The sequence below is a fragment of the Pseudomonas sp. DCB_BI genome, assembly GCF_026240995.1.
Lineage (GTDB): Bacteria > Pseudomonadota > Gammaproteobacteria > Pseudomonadales > Pseudomonadaceae > Aquipseudomonas.
Map to the genome: position 1 here is coordinate 394,983 of NZ_JAPFCG010000001.1, position 18,890 is coordinate 413,872.

General features: G+C 63.4%; 15 protein-coding genes and 1 pseudogene. 6 read left to right on the plus strand and 10 right to left on the minus strand.

Annotated elements, in window-relative coordinates; genetic code table 11:
• Window positions 1–6 precede the first annotated feature (6 nt).
• Window positions 7–144: pseudogene (locus tag OO258_RS01770) on the minus strand (SDR family NAD(P)-dependent oxidoreductase); the annotation flags it as partial.
• Window positions 145–159: 15 nt separating this feature from the next.
• The gene (locus OO258_RS01775) at window positions 160–1,008 is read right to left on the minus strand and encodes a type 1 glutamine amidotransferase domain-containing protein (protein WP_266028640.1); all 849 of its coding nucleotides are present in this window, start codon (window positions 1,006–1,008) and stop codon (window positions 160–162) included.
• 116 nt (window positions 1,009–1,124) lie between these two features.
• On the opposite strand from OO258_RS01775, the gene OO258_RS01780 reads away from it, so the two are divergent.
• Window positions 1,125–2,048 carry a LysR family transcriptional regulator gene (locus OO258_RS01780; protein WP_004575690.1) on the plus strand — a complete coding sequence of 308 codons (924 nt, stop codon included), beginning with the start codon at window positions 1,125–1,127 and terminating at the stop codon, window positions 2,046–2,048.
• A gap of 38 nt (window positions 2,049–2,086) precedes the next feature.
• A complete protein-coding gene (locus OO258_RS01785; protein ID WP_266028641.1) occupies window positions 2,087–3,799 on the plus strand; it encodes a SulP family inorganic anion transporter in 1,713 nt (570 codons plus the stop codon).
• Window positions 3,800–3,817: 18 nt separating this feature from the next.
• Here the strand turns inward: OO258_RS01785 and OO258_RS01790 are convergent, their stop codons facing one another.
• The 6 genes from OO258_RS01790 to ppk2 are packed head-to-tail and all read right to left on the minus strand — an operon-like array spanning window position 3,818 to window position 10,631.
• The gene (locus OO258_RS01790; RefSeq protein WP_266028642.1) at window positions 3,818–4,840 is read right to left on the minus strand and encodes a DUF2955 domain-containing protein; all 1,023 of its coding nucleotides are present in this window, start codon (window positions 4,838–4,840) and stop codon (window positions 3,818–3,820) included.
• Window positions 4,830–5,927, minus strand: coding sequence for an HlyD family secretion protein (locus OO258_RS01795; RefSeq protein WP_266028644.1), 1,098 nt, complete (start codon window positions 5,925–5,927; stop codon window positions 4,830–4,832). The genes OO258_RS01790 and OO258_RS01795 overlap by 11 nt, the downstream gene beginning before the upstream one ends.
• On the minus strand, window positions 5,924–7,438 hold the full coding sequence (locus OO258_RS01800; RefSeq protein ID WP_266028645.1) for an efflux transporter outer membrane subunit: 1,515 nt from the start codon (window positions 7,436–7,438) through the stop codon (window positions 5,924–5,926). Before OO258_RS01800 ends, OO258_RS01795 begins: the two co-directional genes overlap by 4 nt.
• A gap of 3 nt (window positions 7,439–7,441) precedes the next feature.
• Window positions 7,442–8,539, minus strand: a complete 1,098-nt coding sequence (locus tag OO258_RS01805) for an AI-2E family transporter (RefSeq protein WP_266028646.1) — start codon at window positions 8,537–8,539, stop codon at window positions 7,442–7,444.
• Window positions 8,540–8,579: 40 nt separating this feature from the next.
• Entirely contained in the window at window positions 8,580–9,776 is a 1,197-nt protein-coding gene (locus tag OO258_RS01810) for a monovalent cation:proton antiporter-2 (CPA2) family protein (RefSeq protein ID WP_266028648.1), read from the minus strand.
• A gap of 36 nt (window positions 9,777–9,812) precedes the next feature.
• A complete protein-coding gene (ppk2, locus tag OO258_RS01815; protein WP_266028649.1) occupies window positions 9,813–10,631 on the minus strand; it encodes a polyphosphate kinase 2 in 819 nt (272 codons plus the stop codon).
• A gap of 204 nt (window positions 10,632–10,835) precedes the next feature.
• Between ppk2 and OO258_RS01820 the strand changes: the two genes are divergently transcribed.
• From OO258_RS01820 to OO258_RS01835, 4 genes are all read left to right on the plus strand, one after another.
• Window positions 10,836–11,225 carry a YybH family protein gene (locus tag OO258_RS01820; RefSeq protein ID WP_266028651.1) on the plus strand — a complete coding sequence of 130 codons (390 nt, stop codon included), beginning with the start codon at window positions 10,836–10,838 and terminating at the stop codon, window positions 11,223–11,225.
• A 92-nt stretch (window positions 11,226–11,317) separates the two neighbouring features.
• Window positions 11,318–12,817 carry a purine-cytosine permease family protein gene (locus tag OO258_RS01825; RefSeq protein ID WP_110745471.1) on the plus strand — a complete coding sequence of 500 codons (1,500 nt, stop codon included), beginning with the start codon at window positions 11,318–11,320 and terminating at the stop codon, window positions 12,815–12,817.
• A gap of 13 nt (window positions 12,818–12,830) precedes the next feature.
• The gene (locus OO258_RS01830) at window positions 12,831–14,261 is read left to right on the plus strand and encodes an aldehyde dehydrogenase family protein (protein ID WP_266028652.1); all 1,431 of its coding nucleotides are present in this window, start codon (window positions 12,831–12,833) and stop codon (window positions 14,259–14,261) included.
• 683 nt (window positions 14,262–14,944) lie between these two features.
• Window positions 14,945–15,211 (plus strand): hypothetical protein, encoded by a 267-nt coding sequence (locus OO258_RS01835; protein WP_266028653.1) that lies wholly within the window; start codon window positions 14,945–14,947, stop codon window positions 15,209–15,211.
• A 111-nt stretch (window positions 15,212–15,322) separates the two neighbouring features.
• Here the strand turns inward: OO258_RS01835 and OO258_RS01840 are convergent, their stop codons facing one another.
• Complete coding sequence (locus OO258_RS01840; protein ID WP_266028654.1) at window positions 15,323–17,734, minus strand: DUF3772 domain-containing protein; 2,412 nt, start codon at window positions 17,732–17,734, stop codon at window positions 15,323–15,325.
• Between the two features lie 56 nt (window positions 17,735–17,790).
• Window positions 17,791–18,849 carry a bifunctional DNA-binding transcriptional regulator/O6-methylguanine-DNA methyltransferase Ada gene (gene ada, locus OO258_RS01845; protein WP_266028656.1) on the minus strand — a complete coding sequence of 353 codons (1,059 nt, stop codon included), beginning with the start codon at window positions 18,847–18,849 and terminating at the stop codon, window positions 17,791–17,793.
• Window positions 18,850–18,890 lie beyond the last annotated feature (41 nt).

Here is an 18,890-nt window from a genome sequence, read left to right on the forward strand (position 1 = left end):
CGCTCTCAGTTCGCCGGGGAAGCTGGCATCGCCAGCCTGGCGAGCGATACCAACGACTTGATGGCCCTCCTCCGCCAGTTGCTCGGAGATTGCCCGGCCGATGCCTTTGCTGGCTCCTGTAATAAGAAAAGTACGTTGCGTCATGGCATGTCTTTACCATTAGTGTTTCTGCAGACGATGCAATATGGCTTGACCCACCTGGGCCGCTGACGCCGGGTTCTGCCCAGTGATCAATTCGCGGTCGATGACAACATTAGGCGCCCACGGCGACGGGTTGCTCTTATACTGCCCGCCAGCTCGCTCCAGGGCGGTCTGCGGATAGAACTTCATCTGCCCTCCGCCGAGCAGGCCCTTGGCCTGTTCTTCTTCCTGATTGCTGATGACTGTCATGCGGTAACCGGTATAAATCCAGTCTTCAGGCATTGCTGTCCGGTTCCCGTTCTCCAGTGCCTGGATCAGCTTCTGCGGCCGTTCCAGCGCCGAAAGCAGAGCAATAGGACCGTGGCAGACCAGCGCGGTTGTTTTACCTTCGGCGTGGAAAGCGCGAAGCAGGCGCCCCAGCGCCGGGTCGGCGAGTAGGTCTTGCATCGGGGCATGGCCGCCAGGCACATAGACTGCATCGAACTTGCTATAACCAATCTGCTCCACGCGGGACAGACTGATCACCGGCGAATGCTTCGCAGAAGTAAGCTGCAGCTGATCCAGCAGCGCCAGATATTGCTCCAGTTGCTTCGGATCGTTGCCGAAGTACTGGGCCGCGGCCGAGCTGCGGTCCAACGTCGGCGCGCGACCGAGGGGAGTAGCGAAGGTTACGTGATGGCCTGCGTCCAGCAGCGTTTTGGTCGGTTCCAGCAGTTCGTTGAGGTAGAAACCGGTTGCAAATGCCTTGCCGTCGCGAAGCTCCAGGTGGCTCTCGTCAGACAGTACCACAAGGACGTTCGCCGCATGAGCGCCCAGACTCGCGCTGCCTATGACAGCAGCCAGGGCCAGTCGTTGGTAAGTGCGCATAGCATTCCCTCCATTCAGGCACAGGCGGGATGCCGTGCACTGACCGACACTTTATTGGCGATCAGACAAGCGATAAATTGGGCCTGTAGAAAAGCATTTTTGCTTTGGAGAACAAAATGGCGCGACGGTTTGGCCACCTGGGGGATGTCGAGGCGCTGCTGGAAGTGGTCGAACGTGGCTCGCTCAGTGCAGCAGCGGTGGCCTTGGCGACCACCCCGTCGGTGGTTAGTCGGGCCATTTCGCGGCTTGAGTTGCACCTGGGGGTGCAGTTACTACGCCGTACCACGCGTCGCTTGAGCCTCACCGACAGTGGCCTGGAATACGTCGAGCAGGCGCGCGCTGCGTTCCAGCAGATCGCCAGCGCAGAGCAAGCCCTGAGCGGCCATGGCGAAGTACAGGGCCGTGTGCGCCTGAGCGCACCGACCACTTATGGGCATCACCGGTTGCCGGCCATGCTGGCAGCCTTCGCCCTGCGCTATCCGAAAGTGCAGGTCGAGTTGAACATCACCAATCGTAATGTCGACCTGGTGGCCGAAGGGTATGACCTGGCTATTCGCCTTGGCGACCTGCCGGACAGTAGCCTGGTGGCGCGTCGGCTAGAGGAGGCTCGACTATGCCTGGTGGCCGCGCCAGCTTACCTCGCGCGTGCCGGCAGGCCGCAATCACTGGCGGAGCTGGCCGGACACAATTGCCTGCCTTTCATCATGCCCAGCAATGGCAGGCCAGGCGTTTGGCAGTTCCGTCAAGGAGAGGAGGAGCTGCTCTTCGTTCCGCAGGGAAATCCGGTGGTGGCGGACGATGTGCTGGGGTGCATCTCACTGGCCGAGCAAGGTGTCGGGATCTGCCAGACCTACGAGTTCATAGTCGCAGAACGCCTGCAGCGGGGCCGGTTGGTGCGCTTGCTGGAGGATTACGAGGGGGCCCGACGGCCCTTCTCGGTCATCTATCCGCCACATCGCCAGCTGTCGGGGGCTAGCAGGGCATTGATCGATTCTTTGATGACAACGGGCCGCAAAGCGGCACTCGATCCCAGCATCTAAGCTGAGGTTCAGCGCCCTTCTCGCCCCGAGCCGACACCATGCCCCACCCCACTCGTTTCGACTGGCAACGCTGGTTACCCGGCCTGGTCACCCTGCTCCACTACAAGGCAGCCTGGCTACCCAAGGACATCGCCGCCGGCCTGGTGCTCACCACCATGCTGGTGCCTGTGGGCATCGCCTACGCCGAGGCTTCCGGCGTCCCCGGCATCTATGGCCTATACGCCACCATCATCCCCCTGTTGGCCTATGCCCTGTTCGGTCCCAGCCGTATCCTGGTGCTGGGCCCGGACTCGGCGCTGGCCGCGCCGATCCTGGCGGTGGTGGTGCAATACGCGGCCAGCGACCCGCAGCGGGCGATCGCCATCGCCAGCATGATGGCCTTGGTCGCCGGGGCGTTCTGTGTGATTGCCGGGCTGCTGCGCCTGGGTTTTATCACCGAGTTGCTGTCCAAGCCCATCCGCTATGGATACATGAACGGCATCGCCCTGACCGTATTGATCAGCCAGTTGCCCAAGCTGTTCGGCATCAAAGTCGACAGCGAAGGGCCCTTGCGCGACCTTTGGTCCTTGGGCCAGGCGCTATACGCCGGCCAAGGGCACTGGCCAAGCTTTGTCGTGGGTGCCGGTAGCCTGGCGCTGATTCTGCTGCTCAAACCGTTCAAGCGCCTGCCGGGCATCCTGATCGCCGTGGTACTGGCGACGCTGGCAGTGAGCGTGTTCAACCTCGATCAGATGGGCGTCAAGGTACTCGGGCAATTGCCCCAGGGCCTGCCCGGCTTCGTCTTCCCCTGGGTCAGCGACATTGACCTGGTCGAGGTGCTACTGGGCGGGATTGCAGTGGCGCTGGTGTCGTTCGCCGACACCAGTGTGCTGTCACGCTCCTATGCCGCGCGCCTCAAGATGCCGGTGAACCCCAACCAGGAAATGTTCGGCCTGGGCGTGGCCAACCTGGCCTCGGGGCTGTTCCAGGGCATTCCGATCAGCAGCAGTTCATCGCGCACCCCAGTGGCCGAAGCCGCCGGCTCGCAGACCCAGCTCACCGGCATCATCGGCGCGCTGGCGGTAACCCTGTTGCTGCTGGTAGCGCCCAATCTCATGCAGCACCTGCCCAACAGCGCTTTGGCTGCGGTGGTGATTGCCGCTGCACTGGGGCTGTTCGAGTTTGCCGACCTCAAGCGTATCTTCCGCATGCAGCAGTGGGAGTTCTGGCTGTCGTTCACCTGCTTTGTCGGCGTGGCAGTGTTCGGCGCCATTCCCGGTATCTGCATTGCCGTGGTGGTGTCGGTGATCGAGTTCCTGTGGGACGGCTGGCGGCCGCACCACGCGGTGCTTGGCCGGGCGGATGGGCTGCGCGGTTACCATGACATGCAGCGTTATCCACAGGCCCGGCGTATTCCAGGGCTGGTGCTGCTGCGCTGGGACGCGCCGTTGTTCTTTGCCAACGCCGAGCAGTTCCAGAACACAGTGATGGCGGCGGTAGACGCGTCGCCAACGCCGGTACAGCGGGTGGTCATTGCCGCTGAGCCGGTGACCAGCATCGATATCACTTCGGCGGACATGCTGGCCGAACTGGACCGGGCACTGGAGGCGCGGGGGGTGGAGTTGCAGTTCGCCGAAATGAAGGACCCGGTGAAGGACAAGATGCGGCAGTTCGAGTTGTTCGAGCATATGGGGGAGAAGGCCTTTCATCCAACGGTGGGCGCAGCGGTGGATGCCTACCTGGAAGAGAGCGGGGTTGATTGGCAGCCCTGAACTTCCAGGGGAGCGAGCTTAACCGCGAAGAAGCCCGCGCCGATTCCGAAGCCGGTCAATCCAGATCAACATGGCGCTGGCGTACACCGACACCGCCAGAAACAGCGCCATACGCACCGCGAACGCCTTGTACACATCCTGCCCACCTGCACTGTCCTGCACCGACTGCCCCAGCAAGATCAACATGGTCGTCAGGCAACTGACCCAGTACGCCGGGCTCTGCCGATTCGGCACGGCCTGGTACAGCCGCCGCGCCTGCCAAAGGGCGAACAGCAGCACCCACAGGAAGAACATCCACAGGTGCACGAACAGGCTCAACGCCCCCCACAGCAGTATCGCCAACACGCCAGCAAGCAAGGTTGAGCCGATCAGCTCCCGGCTGGCGTGCCGCGCACGGGTTTCGCCGGCCTGCTGCCCTACGCTGACTGCTTTCATGATCAGCGGCATGTACTGGTCCGGGGCGATCAGCGCCAGCAGAAAGGCCGGCATCACGATCAGCGTGGCACGCAGCGCTACCCAGCTGACATGCTCGCTGCTCAGCAGCGGCGGCACCGGCGGTGCTGGCGCATTGGCAGGTTCGGGGAACAACGTATGCGCCACCGACGTGCCCAGCACTGCCAGCAGCATGCCTTTGGCCAGCGCTTCGACCACCGACAATGCCAGGGTGAAGTCACTGGTGCCGGCAGCGGCGATCATGGTCAGACCGATCACCAGCAGGTTGGCCAGCAGGCCGTTGCCGCCCTTCAGTGCATAGCGCAAGGTCAGGAAAACACCCACCCCGACCAGTAACACCCCGGCCAACGGCGCATGGCGCAACAGCGGAATCAGCAGCAACCCGCTGCCGCAAGCGAGCAGCACCAGTAGCGCCAGGGCCGGTGCCGCACGCAGGGGTAATGGCTGGCTGCGCATGGCCAGCAACAGCACCGCAAACACCGGCCCAAGGATCGGCACCGGCAAGCCGATACCAAAGCTCACGGCCAGGCACAGCGATACGCCCCAGGCCAGGCGCAGTGCCCGCTGGCGGCGCCATTCAATAGGCATACGACAGCCAGCTCATCAGCCACATGAACAACCGGCCCAGCAGGTTCAGTGGGTTGCCTTCGCTGGGCAGGGCCATGACCTCGGCCTGACCACCGACCCGCAGCATGGTCTTGTCCTGAAGCTGGTCGCGCTCCAGCTCCACAATCACTGGGAAGCGCTGCGCCGAACGCAGCCACTCGCGGCTATTCTGCACGGTCGGCAGCGTACCCGGCGGCGTGCTCTGGCCCACGCTCACGCCATAGCCAATGCTGCGTATACGCCCTTTCAACACGGTGCCCGGCAGCGCATCGAGCACCACCAGCACCGGGGTTTCAGGGCGCAAGCGACCGAGGTTGTTCTCGGTCATGTCGGCACTTATCCACACATCATGGATACTGATCAGGGTCATCATGGGGCTGCCCGCCCCGACATAGTGGCCAACGTCTGTGCGCAGGTCGGTGATCAACCCGTTCGCGTCGGCACGCACCACGGTACGGGCAAGGTCCAGGCGGGCCTTTTCCACATTGGCCGCAGCACTGCGCAGCTGGGCGTTGTCTTCCTGTGCCCCGCCCTGCTGCTCACGGGCGCGCTCCACCTCGGCACGGGCTGCCGCCACTTGGCTGATAGCCTGGTCGCGGGTGGCCTGGGCGCCTTCCAGGCGGCGCACCGACACCGTACCGGGGTCCTCGTCAATCAGCCGTTTGAGGCGCTCGGCGTCCTGGCGCGCCTTGCGTTCGTTGGCCTGGGCGGCCACCAGCGCTGCCTGCGCCGAATCGATGCCGGCGGTACTGGCGCCGATTTGCCGGCGCACGGTATCGAGGTCGGCTTCGGCACGGGCCAAGGCAATGCGGTACTGCTCCTGATCGAGTTCGAACAGCACATCGCCCTGGCGCACCTCCTGGTTGTTGCCTACGGCCACACGCTTGACCTGCCCGGCCACTTCGGCGGCCACCGGGACCACGTAAGCCTGCAGGCGAGCTTGCTGGGTATACGGGGTATAGCGGTCAGCCAGCAAGTACCAGAGCAGGCTGACCGCAATCAGCAGCAGCACCCAGCGCATGCCGCGATCCGGGGCTGACGGGGGCGGCGTTGGCGTGGCGTCGCTCATTCGGTTTCACCTTGTGCATGCGCGGTGGGGGCTGGCTCGTCGAGCAACTCGCCCCAGTCGGTGCGTTGCTGCATTTGCTGGCGGGTGGCCGGGTCGATCGGCGCGCGGCTGGCGTCCCAACCACCCCCCAGGGCCTTGTACAAAGTCACCAGGCTGCTGACCGCGTTGCCACGGCTGACCAGGTAACCGTCCTGTTGCTGCAACAGCAGTTGCTGAGCATCGAGCACGCGCTGGAAATCGGCGAAGCCTTCGCGGTACTGCGAACTGGCCAGGTTCAGCGAGCGTTGCGCAGCCTGGGAGGCCTGGTCGCGAATGGCTGCACTCTGCAGCGAGCGCACCAGCCCGCTGGCAGCATCGTCGGCCTCACGGGCGGCTTCGCGCACGCCCTGCTGGTACAACTCGATAAGTTGCTGCAAGCGGGCATCTTCCACGCGTACGGTGTTCTTGCGCCGGCCATAGTCGAACGGGTTCCAGATCAGGCTTGGGCCAGCCGCCAGGTCGAAGGTGTTGGGCAGATGATTGGCCGATAGAAAGGTCCAGCCGATACTGCCAAGCAAGCTCAGCTGTGGATAAAGATCGGCCTCGGCCACCCCGACCAGCGCCGACTGCGCCGCCACTGCCTGCTCGGCGGCACGGATGTCCGGGCGGCGCTGCAGCAGGCTGGCCGGTACATCCTGCAACACTGCCCGATCTGGCAAGGGCAGTTGGCCATGGCCGGCCGCCAGCTGCGGCAGCGGCCCAGGCGGGCGGCCGAGCAGCGAACACAGCACATTGCGCAGGGCATTGAGCTGGTTCTCGAACTCGGGAATGGTGGCCTGGGTCGCCAGGTATTGAGTACGCGCCTGCTGCCAGTCGAGTTCGTCATTTTCACCGTGGCGGAACAACCGCTCGGTGATCTCCAGGCTACGCGCCTGGCGCTTGGCGTTCTCTTGGGCGATAGCCAGCCGAGCTTCGGCGGTACGCAGAGCAAAGTAAGTGTCGGCCACCTGCGCACGCAGCAGCACCATGGCGTCGGCGTAATTGGCCTGGGAGGCAAAGTAGACGGCGTCGGCACTTTCGATGGCGCGACTGAAGCGGCCCCAGAAATCGATTTCCCAGCCGATGTCGAAACCGACGCTGGATTGCCAGAACACCGAATCACGGGCGGTGGAGGTACCTGACTGGTCCTGCTTCAGATACAGGCTCTGCGCACTCAGTTGCTGCAACTGTGGATAACGCCCGGTCTGCACGATCGCCAACTGGGCGCGAGCCTCCGCGATACGCAGGCCCGCCACGCGCAGGTTGGTGTTGTTGGCGTCGGCCTCGGCAATTAGCGCGTCCAGCATCGGGTCGGCAAACATCCCCCACCACGCGCGCATGTCAGGGGTGGCGGCGCTACGCCCTGCCTGCTCCAGCAAAGGTGTGCTCCAGCCGTCCAGCCACGGCGCCTGGGGCGTTTCGAAATCGGGGCCGACCTGGGTGCAACCAGCCAGTAGCATCAGTAACACCAGGCCATGGCAACAGTTGGGCATGGCTCAGGCAGCAGGGGGTGCTGGTTGCTCCGGCACCTGCAGCGCAACCCATTGCCAGAACAACACATAGGTCACGCCGAGGATTACCGGGCCAATGAATAAACCGATGATGCCTTTGACCACCATGCCGCCCAGCGCCCCGATCAGTACCACCGGCATTGGTACATCGACCCCGCGCCCCAGCAGCAGCGGCTTGAGCACGTTGTCGGCAAGGCCGGCGACAAAGGTGTAGACGGCAAAAATGATGGTCGCCACCGTGAAGCCTTCGGCGTTGAACACATAAATGATCACCGGCAAGGTCACCAGCGTCGCCGGGGCCTGTGCAATGCCCAGCATGAGGATGACGATGGCCAGCATCCCGGCACCGGGAACCCCTTTGACGATAAAACCAACACCGATCAGCAGCATCTGGATGAAGGCAATGCCGATCACCCCTTGTGCCACCGCGCGAATGGTAGCCGTACACAGCGTGGCCAAGGGTTTACCGCGCTCTGCGCCTGAAACCCGCATGGCGATACGCTGCGCAGCGATTTCACCTCGTTCACCGAAGGCCATGATGACCCCGGAAATGAGGATCGCGCCGATGAACAGCAGGAAGGCCCCACCGGCGCTGGCCGCAGCGCCCAGCACCGTCAGCCCGGCCCCCTTGATCTGGGGCAGCCATTGGTTCAGCACACTGGCCATGTTTTCGGAGGCCGCCAACCACAGCGCATGCACCTTCGGCCCGATCAGTGGCCAGGTCGCCACGGAATCAGGCGGGACCGGCACACTCCAGGCGCCGGTCTTGAGTAGCGTCACCAGGCTGTCCACCGATTCGGCGATGGACATCATCACCAGGTAGACAGGCACCAGCAGCACCACCAGTACCAATAGCACTACCAGCGTCGCCGCATAGCCTTGCTTGAGCCCGGTGCGGCGCTGGATACGGCAATGCAAGGGGTACAACGTAACCGCCAGGATCACCGCCCACAGCATCAGCTCCAGGAACGGCTGAAACACCTGAAAGGCGAAGATCACCAAGGCTGCCACCAGACCGGCCTTGATGAGCACATCGAGCAAGCCCCGCGACAGGGCGCTGTCCAGTTTGAAACTCGACTGCATGATTCACCTCCCGTTACTCAATGCGCCAGCTAGGCGCAATTCACTGGCCCGTTTCAGGGGATGCCTGCACAGGGCTCTCATCGCGCAGCTGCCGCGCCAGGGCCATCATGACCAAGGGCACCACCGCCATCGACAAGGTGATGGCCAGCACCAGCAGGTCGTGTACCTGTTGTGTGAGCACTTGGTGCGCCAGCGCCAGCTTGAACACCACAAAGGCGAACTCGCCCCCCGAGGCCAGCACCACACCCAGGCAAAGCGCCTGGGCCTTGTTGAGCTCGCCCAGCGTGCGCCCCAGCCCATACAGCAAGGGCAGCTTGATCGCCACCAGCAGCACGGTCAGGCCTAGCACTATCAGCGGCATGCCAAAAAGCAGACGCAGGTCGGCGCTCATGCCTACACCTACGAAAAACAGCCCCAGTAGCAAGCCCTTGATCGGCTCGATCTGGGTTTCCAGCTCGTGGCGAAAAGGCGACTCGGCCATCAGCACACCGGCCAGAAACGCCCCCAGCGCCATCGACACGCCCACATGCTCCATCAACCAGGCGGTGCCTAGCACCACCAGCAATGCCGTGGCGGTCGACAGCTCAGGCAGGCCCGACCCCACCGTCCACTTGAATACCGGGGTCAGCAGATAGCGGCCGAAAACGATCAGCAGGCCGATACCGACAGCCACGGCCAGCAACGGCCAGGCCCCTTCGTCGGCAGTGCTGACATCGCCACCGAGCAACGGCACCACGGCAATCAAGGGAATGGCGGCAATGTCCTGGAACAGCAGGATGGCCACGGCCAGGCGGCCATGAGGTTTACCCAGGTCCTTGCGCTCGGCCAGTACCTGCAAGCCAAAGGCGGTGGACGACAGCGCCAGGCCCAGGCCCAGCACGATAGCGGCAGGTTTCGACTGATCGAACAGCCAGAATGCCAGTAGCCCAAGCAGCACTGCGGTCAGCCCCACTTGCAAACTGCCGACGCCAAATAGCGCCCGGCGCATGGTCCACAGGCGCCGCGGGGAAAGCTCCAGGCCAATCACGAACAACAGCATGACCACGCCCATTTCCGACAGCCGCGCCACGTTGTCCGGGTTGCCCAACAGCCCAAGCACCGACGGGCCAATCAAGATTCCCGCCAAGAGGTATCCCGGCACTGCGCCCATTTTCAGACGCTGCGCCAGCGGCACCAGAAGCACCACAGCCAGAAGAAATACCACCGTCGCCTGCAGCAGGCTGCCGTCATGTGGCATGAGCTCGTACCTTCGCAGCTCCCGGGAGGGAGGGGTTCAGAAGCGTTCTTCGACGACCTTGAACGGGTAGGCGACAGCCTTGTACTTGCCGATCTTGCCGCGTTTGGGCAGCTTCACCAGCTGGTCGCGGGTTATGTCCTGATAGGGAATGCGGCTGAGCAGATGGCTGATGATATTCAGCCGGGCGCGACGTTTGTCGTTGGAATGGGCCACGAACCACGGTGCCCATGCGGTATCCGACGCCTGGAACATGTCGTCCCGCGCCTTGGTGTAGTCATCCCAGCGGGTATACGACTTGAGGTCCATCGGCGATAGCTTCCACAGCTTGCGGCCGTCGTTGATGCGATCCTGCAGGCGCCGGGTCTGCTCTTCGGCGCTGACTTCAAGCCAGTACTTGATGAGGATGATCCCCGAGTCGACCATCACCCTCTCGAACCCAGGGACACCGGCCAGAAACTTGTCCGCTTGCTCGCCGGAGCAGAAGCCCATCACCCGCTCAACGCCCGCACGGTTGTACCAACTGCGATCGAAGATCACCACTTCACCTGCCGCTGGCAGATGGCCCAGGTAACGCTGCAGGTACATTTGCGTCTTCTCCCGCTCGGTCGGCGCGGGCAGCGCCACCACCCGAAATACCCGCGGGCTGACGCGTTCGGTAATAGCCTTGATGGTGCCGCCCTTGCCGGCGCCATCACGGCCTTCGAAAACAATGCATAGCTTCAGGCCCTTGGCCACCACCCACTCCTGCAGCTTCACCAACTCTACATGCAGGCTCTTGAGGGCTTTTTCGTAGGCCTTGCCGCCCAACTTTTCTGATTGCTCCTGGGAGGGCTTCTTCTTGGACGGCTTCGACATGACACTCTCCTGAAGGTGAATGAAGCTTCAGTATGGTCGACGAATACCAGTTTGCCGCTTCGCTTGCAGATTGGTGCAGGGACTGTGGCAGGCTTGTCACTTCACAAATTCCTGAACTGATTATTTGCTGCCAGCGATTTTTCCCCCCGGCAAGCGCCACCAGAATCGCTTCACCACAATCACAAAAACCGTGAGGCCACTCCCGTGGACCAGACACTTCAGGTACGGCAAGCCGCCGCCGACCTTGTTGCCGCCTTCGCCAGCAACGATACCGCCCGCTATTTCGCCTGCTTCAGCGAAGACGCCACCTTCCTTTTCCACACCTTGCCGCAACCGCTACTGTCGCGCCGTGCCTACGAAGATCTCTGGGCCCAGTGGCAGGCCGACGGCTTTGCCGTGCTGGCCTGCGAATCGGGTAACGCCCAAGTGAGCCTGCAGGGTGACGTGGCGGTCTTCATGCATGATGTGGCCACGCATATCCGCATTGCCGGTGAAGAACACCAGTTGCGCGAGCGCGAGACCATTGTCTTCCGTCGCCACGGGGACCAGTGGCTCGCCTGCCACGAGCACCTGTCGGTCGTATCACCGGCCTGATCACCTTTATTGCGGCCCTGCCGCCCTGCCATCGCACCCACAAGAAGGCCCGCGCACGCGCCGGCCCACAACAACCGCGCTGGAGCATTACCATGAGCCACTCGACCGGTATCGAGACCAACGGCGTCGAACAGATCCCCGCCGATCAACGCGACGCCTCCCCGCTGGACCTGTTTCGTTTGATCTTTGGCGGCGCCAATACGTTTGCCACAGCCGTGCTGGGCAGCTTCCCGGTACTGTTCGGGCTGTCGTTCCAGGCCGGTGTGTGGGCCATTCTGCTCGGCGTTGGCATCGGCGCGCTTATCCTTGCACCGATGGGGCTGTTCGGCGCGCTGAACGGCACCAACAATGCTGTATCGTCGGGCGCGCACTTTGGTGTACACGGGCGCATCGTCGGCTCGTTCCTGTCGCTACTCACCGCTGTGGCGTTCTTCTCACTGTCGGTATGGAGCTCGGGTGACGCCCTGGTCGGTGGCGCCAAACGCCTGGCCGGCCTTCCGGAAACCGACCTGACCCTGGGCCTGGCCTACGGCCTGTTCGCAGTGCTGGTACTGGTGGTGTGCATCTTCGGCTTCCGCTTCATGCTGTGGGTCAACAAGATTGCCGTGTGGGCTTCGAGCCTACTGTTCCTGCTGGGCATCGTTGCCTTTGCCGGGCCGTTCGATGCGGGCTACGCGGGCAGCGTCAACCTCGGCCAGGCCGGCTTCTGGGCAGCGTTCGTCGGCGCAGCGATCCTGGCCATGAGCAACCCGGTGTCGTTCGGTGCGTTTCTGGGTGACTGGTCACGCTATATCCCGCGTGAAACACCCAAGGCGCGCATCATGCTGGCCGTGATTGCGGCCCAGGGTGCCACGCTGATTCCGTTCCTGTTCGGCCTGTGCACCGCCACCCTGGTGGCCACCCAGGCACCGGACTACATCGCCACCAACAACTATGTCGGCGGCCTGCTGGCCGTTGCCCCTGGCTGGTTCTTCCTGCCGGTGTGCCTGATTGCCGTGATCGGCGGCATGTCCACTGGCACCACCGCCCTGTATGGCACCGGCCTGGACATGTCCAGCGTGTTCCCGCGCCTGCTCAGCCGCGCAGGCGCCACGCTGCTGATCGGCGCGCTGGCGATCGGCTTCATCTTCATCGGTCGCTTCACCTTCAACCTGGTGCAAAGCGTGTCGACCTTTGCCGTGCTGATCATCACCTGCACGAGCCCGTGGATGGTGATCATGATTCTCGGCCTGATCACACGCCGCGGCTTCTACCACGCCGATGACCTGCAGGTGTTCACCCGCGGCCAGCGTGGTGGCCACTACTGGTTCCTGCACGGCTGGAACTGGCGCGGCATGGGGGCATGGATCCCCAGCGCGGCGGTCGGCCTGTGCTTCGTCAACCTGCCGGGGCAGTTCGTCGGCCCGCTGGGCGACCTGGCCGCTGGCGTCGACCTGAGCCTACCGGTCACCCTTGGGTTGGCAGGGGTGCTGTACCTGCTATTGCTCAACCTTTTCCCTGAACCTGCTGGCGTGTATGGCCCTCAGGGCCCGCGCTGGGTGCGCAGCAAAAGTACTGCGCACACGCCTGTAACCACTGCCGAAATGGCCTGACTGGAAACCGACCATGACCACTTCCCACTACATAGCCGGCCGCTGGGTCGAAGGCCAAGGCAGCGACTGCATCAGCGTCAACGACCCTGCGCTGGGGCAACCGTTCGCCGAACTGATGGCTGCCAGCGTCGAGCAGGTCGACCAGGCCGTGGCCGCCGCCCGTACTGCCCTGCCCGCCTGGAAAAGCACCGGCGCCAGCGAGCGTGCCGCTTACCTGCGAGGCTTTGCCGAACAGCTTGGTCAGCGCCGCGAAGCGCTGATCACCCTGCAGATGCGCAACAACGGCAAGCCGCGCCACGAGGCAGAGATTGACCTGGACGACGCCATCGCCACCTTCGGCTACTACGCCGAGCTGGCCGAGCAATTGCCGGCAAAAAACCGTGACGTACCGCTGGCTGCGCCGGGCTTCACCGCCCGCACTCGCCTGGAGCCGGTGGGCGTGGTCGGCCTGATCGTGCCGTGGAACTTCCCGCTGGTGACCAGCGCCTGGAAGCTTGCCCCGGCCCTGGCCGCCGGCTGCACCGTGGTGCTCAAGCCTTCGGAGGTGACCCCGCTGGTCGAGCAGGCCTACGGCCAGATCGCCGACACCTTGGGCCTGCCGGCCGGGGTACTGAATATCGTCAACGGCAAAGCCGAGACCGGTGCCGCGCTGAGCAGCCACAACGGCCTGGACAAACTGTCGTTCACCGGCAGCAACAGCGTAGGCAGCCAGGTGATGCGCAGTGCGTCGGCGCAGTGCCGGCCGGTAACGCTGGAGCTGGGCGGCAAGTCGGCGATCGTGGTGTTCGATGATTGCGATGTCGACCAGGCTGTGGAATGGATTGTCGCTGGCATAAGCTGGAACGCCGGGCAGATGTGTTCAGCCACTTCGCGCCTGCTGGTGCAGGACGGCATTGCCGATGCCCTGCTGCAGCGCCTGCAGGCGGCGCTGGAAAACCTGCGGGTGGGCAACCCGCTGACCGAAGAGGTCGAAATGGGCCCGCTGACCAGCCAAGCCCAGTGGTTGAAGGTTGCCAGCTACTTTGCCACGGCGCGTGAAGAAGGTTTGCAGTGCCTGGCCGGTGGCAAGACACTGGACCGCGACGGCTGGTTCGTCAGCCCGACGCTGTATGCCGATGTGCCGAAGGATAGCCGCTTGTGGACCGAGGAAATCTTCGGCCCGGTGCTGTGCGCGCGGCGCTTTGCTACCGAGCAACAGGCGATCGCCGAAGCCAACGACAGCCGTTTCGGCCTGGTGGCGACGGTGTGCACTGCGGACCTGGAGCGCGCCGAGCGCGTGGCCGATGCGCTGGAGGTTGGCCATGTGTGGATCAACTCGGTGCAGGCGGTGTTCGTCGAGACGTCGTGGGGCGGTACCAAGGGTAGCGGGATCGGCCGTGAGCTGGGGCCTTGGGGGTTGTCGGCCTACCAATCGGTCAAGCATGTGACGCGGTGTTTGGGGTGATGGTCGCCAGGTGCCTGTCACAACATTTTCAGCGCCTGTGAAATCGAGCGCCGCCCGCGCGGCGCATCGCGACGCAAGGCCGCTCCCACATCGGTTTCGGGCCAGTTACTCCTGCTCCTTTGGCGCGCGCACCCTTGGTGCATGGCTGGCGATAGCAGAAGAGCAAATGATCAGCTATCGCTATCGAATGGAACAAACAAGGGGGGCGCGCGCCAATACCACAGGAGTGATTGGCCCGAAACAGATGTGGGAGCGGCCTTGCGTCGCGATGCGCCGCGCGGGCGGCGCTCGATCCAACAGGCGCTGAACTACTCATGGCGAACACATGGTGGCCCTCACCCAATCTCCAGCCATGCATTCCCAATCAATCCCTCGTAAGAAAAATCCCAACCTAAAACCAAATGCTTCAAGAACAACCTGATTGGGAATTATCCTACGCACGGCGCTGCCGTTTCTCTGTTGTTGATTATCAGCATCAGGGCTAATTTCCCTGTGTCGTCAAATTCGGCGACCGGGTGTGAGAGCCTGTGTTGATCTAGCTGCAACCTCAGCGGTAGCTGTGCGCGGGCAGGATTCGTCCTGGCCGGTTTCCTAGATCACCGGTCTCTCACCCCGCGTACAGCTGCCACCCAAACCTGTGAGAGGGAATGGGCATCAGCTCCTGACCGATCTAGGAGTAATGCATGAAAAAAGTAGTCCCTGATCCACCCGCCAAAACCTCCCCCCGCACGTTCTACACCATCAACAACGACATGCCCTCGCCCGAGGCGCTGCTGTACGCTTCCCAATTGCTGCGCGGTATCGAAGACACTCTGGACGAATACATCTGCGGCAATGCCGGCGAGCCTGGCATCGGAATGTTGGTCAATACCGTGCATAACGTGCAGATGGTCAGGGCGCTCAATGAACTGGTCCTGATGCGAGATGTAGGCGAAATCACAGGGCATTGAAAATTGATTTGCGGGTCGTTTCGCAAGACCGCTCCCACAGGGGCCCTGCTAACTCGAAGAGTTATATACAGTCCTGTGAGAGCGGCGATCCAACTTACCCCGAGACGGCCCTTACGCCGATTCATCAGCGGGGCGCGTACCCTCTTGCACCAGCACCATGCTCTGCGGCGAAGACAGCGGAATGCCCTCGTCACGCAACCGCCCAAGGATGGTGAACAACAGGTCGCTCCGGGTCCCCGACACCTGCCGCGGCCCCGCTACATAACCACTCACGCCAATCACCATGCCACTGGCCGTCAGGTCCTTGAACGACACCGACGTCGCCGGGGCATCCAGAATCGCTTCATGTTCGTGGTAGGCCGCCAGCAGCAGCTCGCGCACCCGGTTAGCGTCAGTTTCCAGCGGCAGGGTCAGGGTGATGCCGACCACGCCAAGCGCATTGCCCATGGTCACGTTGCGCACGTTCTGGGAGATGAACTGCGAGTTGGGCACGATCACCGTCGAACGGTCGGACATCTGGATTTCGGTGGCGCGCACGTTGATGCGGCGGATATCACCTTCTACACCTGCCAGGCTCACCCAGTCACCCACTTTCACCGGGCGCTCGGTCAGCAGGATCAGGCCTGAAATGAAGTTCTGCACGATTTGCTGCAAACCGAAACCGATACCCACCGACAGGGCACTGACCACCCAGGTCAGGCTGGTGAGGTTGATACGCAGGGTCGACATCACCAGCATGGCCAGGAACAGGAAGCCCAGGTACCCCACCAGAGTCACCAGCGAGGCGCGCATGCCAGCATCCATATCGGTTTCCGGCAACAGGCGCTCACTCAGCCAGCGCTTGACCACGCGAATGGCGAACATGCCACCGAGGAAAATCCCCAGCGCCAGCAGGATGTCCTGCGGCACGATGTTCAGGTTGCCGAGCAGCTTGCCGCCGGTCCCGTCCCAGTCGCCCAGGCTCAGCAGCAGCTCGCTCGGGCTGGTGCCCGATGGCATCAGCGTCAGCAACAGTGCCAGGAACAGCACCACGGTACGGCCGATACCGGCCAGGATGGTGCTGGCCTGGGCCTGGTGACGTGGCGCCAGGCCCAGGGTAGAGGCCAGTGCCAGGCCACCGGGCAGGCGTGGTGACAACAAGGTCTCGCACAGGTCACCGAGGAAGGTGGTCAGCAGGTAGGCGCAGGTGACCACAAGGCTGACCCACAGCAACTTGGCCGTGAGGAAGTAGGCCAGCGTCAGGTAGCCGGTGACCAGGGCCAGCAGGATCAGCGTCAGCCAGATGACCATCACGAACGGGATCAAGCCGGCCAGGCCGGTCGGGCGCTCCAGATCATGCGTACGCAGTGTGCGCCGGTAGCGCAGCAGCGCGCCGGCAAAGGTCATCGCTACCACCAGCGCGGTCAGGCCGTTGACGGCCACGGTCAGCGCCAGGCTGGCGCCAATCACGCTGTTGATACGCTCCATGGTCATCATGCCCATGAGCGCCAGCGCGAGCACTTTAGGGAACCAGCCCAGCGCGCTGGCCACTTCGTCATGAATGGGTGGCAGGCGCCATGACGGGCGCTGCAACATCAGCATGGCACGGCCCAGGCCAGTGATGAAGGCGCTGAACACCACCAACGCGAGCACATGGTTGACCAGGCTGGCGATATCGGAGCCCAGCTCGGCACTGCTCTCAAGCCCCCAGCGCAACAGCGAAACCGAACCGGCGATCGTGCCCAGTGTGGCCAGGCTCACACCCAGTGCCAAGGCACTGCGGCGTAAACGGCCCTCGGGCAGCCACCTGACCATGGCACTGGCCAGCAGGCGTTCTATCCACAGGCGCACCAGGGTCCACACCAGGATGGCAGCTACCAGGCTGGCCATGAACAGCCAGCGATGTTCGGCGCTGAAGGCACTGCCGATGGCATCAGCCACCTCACCGCGCAGGTCACGCAGGCGCGCCACGTCGTCCTGGGTGGGGCGGATGATGCTCTGCCAGAACGCCGGGCTCAGTGGCGTAGCCGCGCGGCTGGTGATCTGCGAGTTGAACTGGCTGCGGCGCAGGTTGACGATCTGCGTAGACAGGTCGCGGGCCGACTGGGTCAGCTTGGTGGCCTGCTGCTGCTGGGCCACCAGGGCCTTTTTCTCGGCCTCGAGGGCTTTGCGCTGTTGGGTCAGGGTGGCCGCCTCGTCTGGCTGCGCCGGGCCAATCACCTTGAGCTTGTCGTCGAGCTTTTCCACATCGGTGGTGCGCTGCGCACTCAGGGCGTCCGCCTGGCGTTGAACCTGCATGGCTGACAGGCGTAACTGCGACAGCACGTCGTCATTGGCTTCGCTGCTAACGCCCTGGCGAATCTGGTCCAGGCGATCGCTCAACTCTTCGATGCTGGCGTTTTCATCCAGTGCGGAGGCTTCGGCGTTGGCCAGGTTGGACAAAGGGGTGGCCGGGGCCGCCCAGGCCGGGCTGGCAAGTACCAGCATCAGGGCCAGCATGGCCATCAGGCCAGGGCAAAAACGAACAAGGCTGACACGCCTCATCGAATATTCCTCTTCACAATTCGATTTGGCGGTGGATTCTACGCGGCTTCAGGGCTTCAGGAGAGTGCCGTTTCTCGCTTCAGCAACTGCTGCTTGCGTTCGACGCCCCAACGGTAGCCGCTGATGTCGCCATCCCGGCGCACCACGCGGTGACAGGGGATGGCCACGGCAATGTGATTGGCTGCGCAAGCCATGGCGACCGCCCGCACAGCCTTGGGGGCGCCGATACGCTCGGCGATGTCGGTATAGCTGACCCGGCTGCCGACCGGCACCTCGCGCAGGGCCTGCCACACCCGCTCCTGGAACGCTGTGCCTTGCACATCCAGCGGCAGGGCCAGGCCCAGCGCCGGGGCTTCGACGAAGCCGACCACCTCGGCGACCAGCCGTTCATAGGCACTGTCACCGCCAATCAGGCGGGCCTTGGGGAACTGGTCCTGCAAGTCGTAAAGCAAGGTTTCGGGGTCATCGCCCAGCAGGATCGCACAGATGCCTTTATCACTCTGTGCCACCAGGATCGCGCCCAATGAACATTGGCCCAACGCGAAGTGAATAGTTGCTCCGGCACCGCCGGCGCGGTACTGCCGTGGGCGCATGCCAAGGCGTTGGTCGGCGCTGGCATAGAAGCGACTGTTGGAGTTGTAGCCGGCGTCGTAGATGGCATCGGTGACCGAGCGCTGGCCGTCTTCCAGATGCGCGCGCAGGCGCCGGGCGCGAAAGGCAGTGGCGTAGGCCTTGGGCGTAACGCCGGTTTCGGCCTTGAACAGCCGGTGCAGGTGGAACGGGCTGACGGCCAGTTGCGCGCTTAGCTGGTCGAGGCTAGGGGTGGGGTCGCCGGTTTCAATCAGGCGGCAGGCACGGGTCACCAGCTGGCTGTGGCGGTTGGTGCTGGCATTGGCGGGGGCGAAGCAGCGTTTACAGGGGCGATAACCGGCGGCTTCGGCGCAGGCAGGTGTGTCGAAGAACTCGACATTACTGCGTTTGGCCAGGCGCGACTTGCAGTTTGGCTGGCAGTAGATGCCGGTGGTGCGCACGGCGTAGACGAAGTGGCCGGTGGCAGCGGCGTCGCGGGATTCGACGGCTTGCCAGCGTTGGTTGGAGGTGGTGAACGCAGTCATGGGTAAGCTTCCAGATCGTTGTGGCCTGTGCCCGGAGGGGG

Coding starts and splice junctions, on each gene's coding strand:
- OO258_RS01805 (WP_266028646.1), bottom strand. CDS start 8,539: ATGCAGTCGAGTTTCAAACTGGACAGCGCCCTGTCGCGGGGCTTGCTC.
- OO258_RS01795 (WP_266028644.1), bottom strand. CDS start 5,927: ATGAGCGACGCCACGCCAACGCCGCCCCCGTCAGCCCCGGATCGCGGC.
- ada (WP_266028656.1), bottom strand. CDS start 18,849: ATGACTGCGTTCACCACCTCCAACCAACGCTGGCAAGCCGTCGAATCC.
- OO258_RS01835 (WP_266028653.1), top strand. CDS start 14,945: ATGAAAAAAGTAGTCCCTGATCCACCCGCCAAAACCTCCCCCCGCACG.
- OO258_RS01785 (WP_266028641.1), top strand. CDS start 2,087: ATGCCCCACCCCACTCGTTTCGACTGGCAACGCTGGTTACCCGGCCTG.
- ppk2 (WP_266028649.1), bottom strand. CDS start 10,631: ATGTCGAAGCCGTCCAAGAAGAAGCCCTCCCAGGAGCAATCAGAAAAG.
- OO258_RS01800 (WP_266028645.1), bottom strand. CDS start 7,438: ATGCCCAACTGTTGCCATGGCCTGGTGTTACTGATGCTACTGGCTGGT.
- OO258_RS01830 (WP_266028652.1), top strand. CDS start 12,831: ATGACCACTTCCCACTACATAGCCGGCCGCTGGGTCGAAGGCCAAGGC.
- OO258_RS01810 (WP_266028648.1), bottom strand. CDS start 9,776: ATGCCACATGACGGCAGCCTGCTGCAGGCGACGGTGGTATTTCTTCTG.
- OO258_RS01790 (WP_266028642.1), bottom strand. CDS start 4,840: ATGCCTATTGAATGGCGCCGCCAGCGGGCACTGCGCCTGGCCTGGGGC.
- OO258_RS01840 (WP_266028654.1), bottom strand. CDS start 17,734: ATGAGGCGTGTCAGCCTTGTTCGTTTTTGCCCTGGCCTGATGGCCATG.
- OO258_RS01775 (WP_266028640.1), bottom strand. CDS start 1,008: ATGCGCACTTACCAACGACTGGCCCTGGCTGCTGTCATAGGCAGCGCG.
- OO258_RS01780 (WP_004575690.1), top strand. CDS start 1,125: ATGGCGCGACGGTTTGGCCACCTGGGGGATGTCGAGGCGCTGCTGGAA.
- OO258_RS01825 (WP_110745471.1), top strand. CDS start 11,318: ATGAGCCACTCGACCGGTATCGAGACCAACGGCGTCGAACAGATCCCC.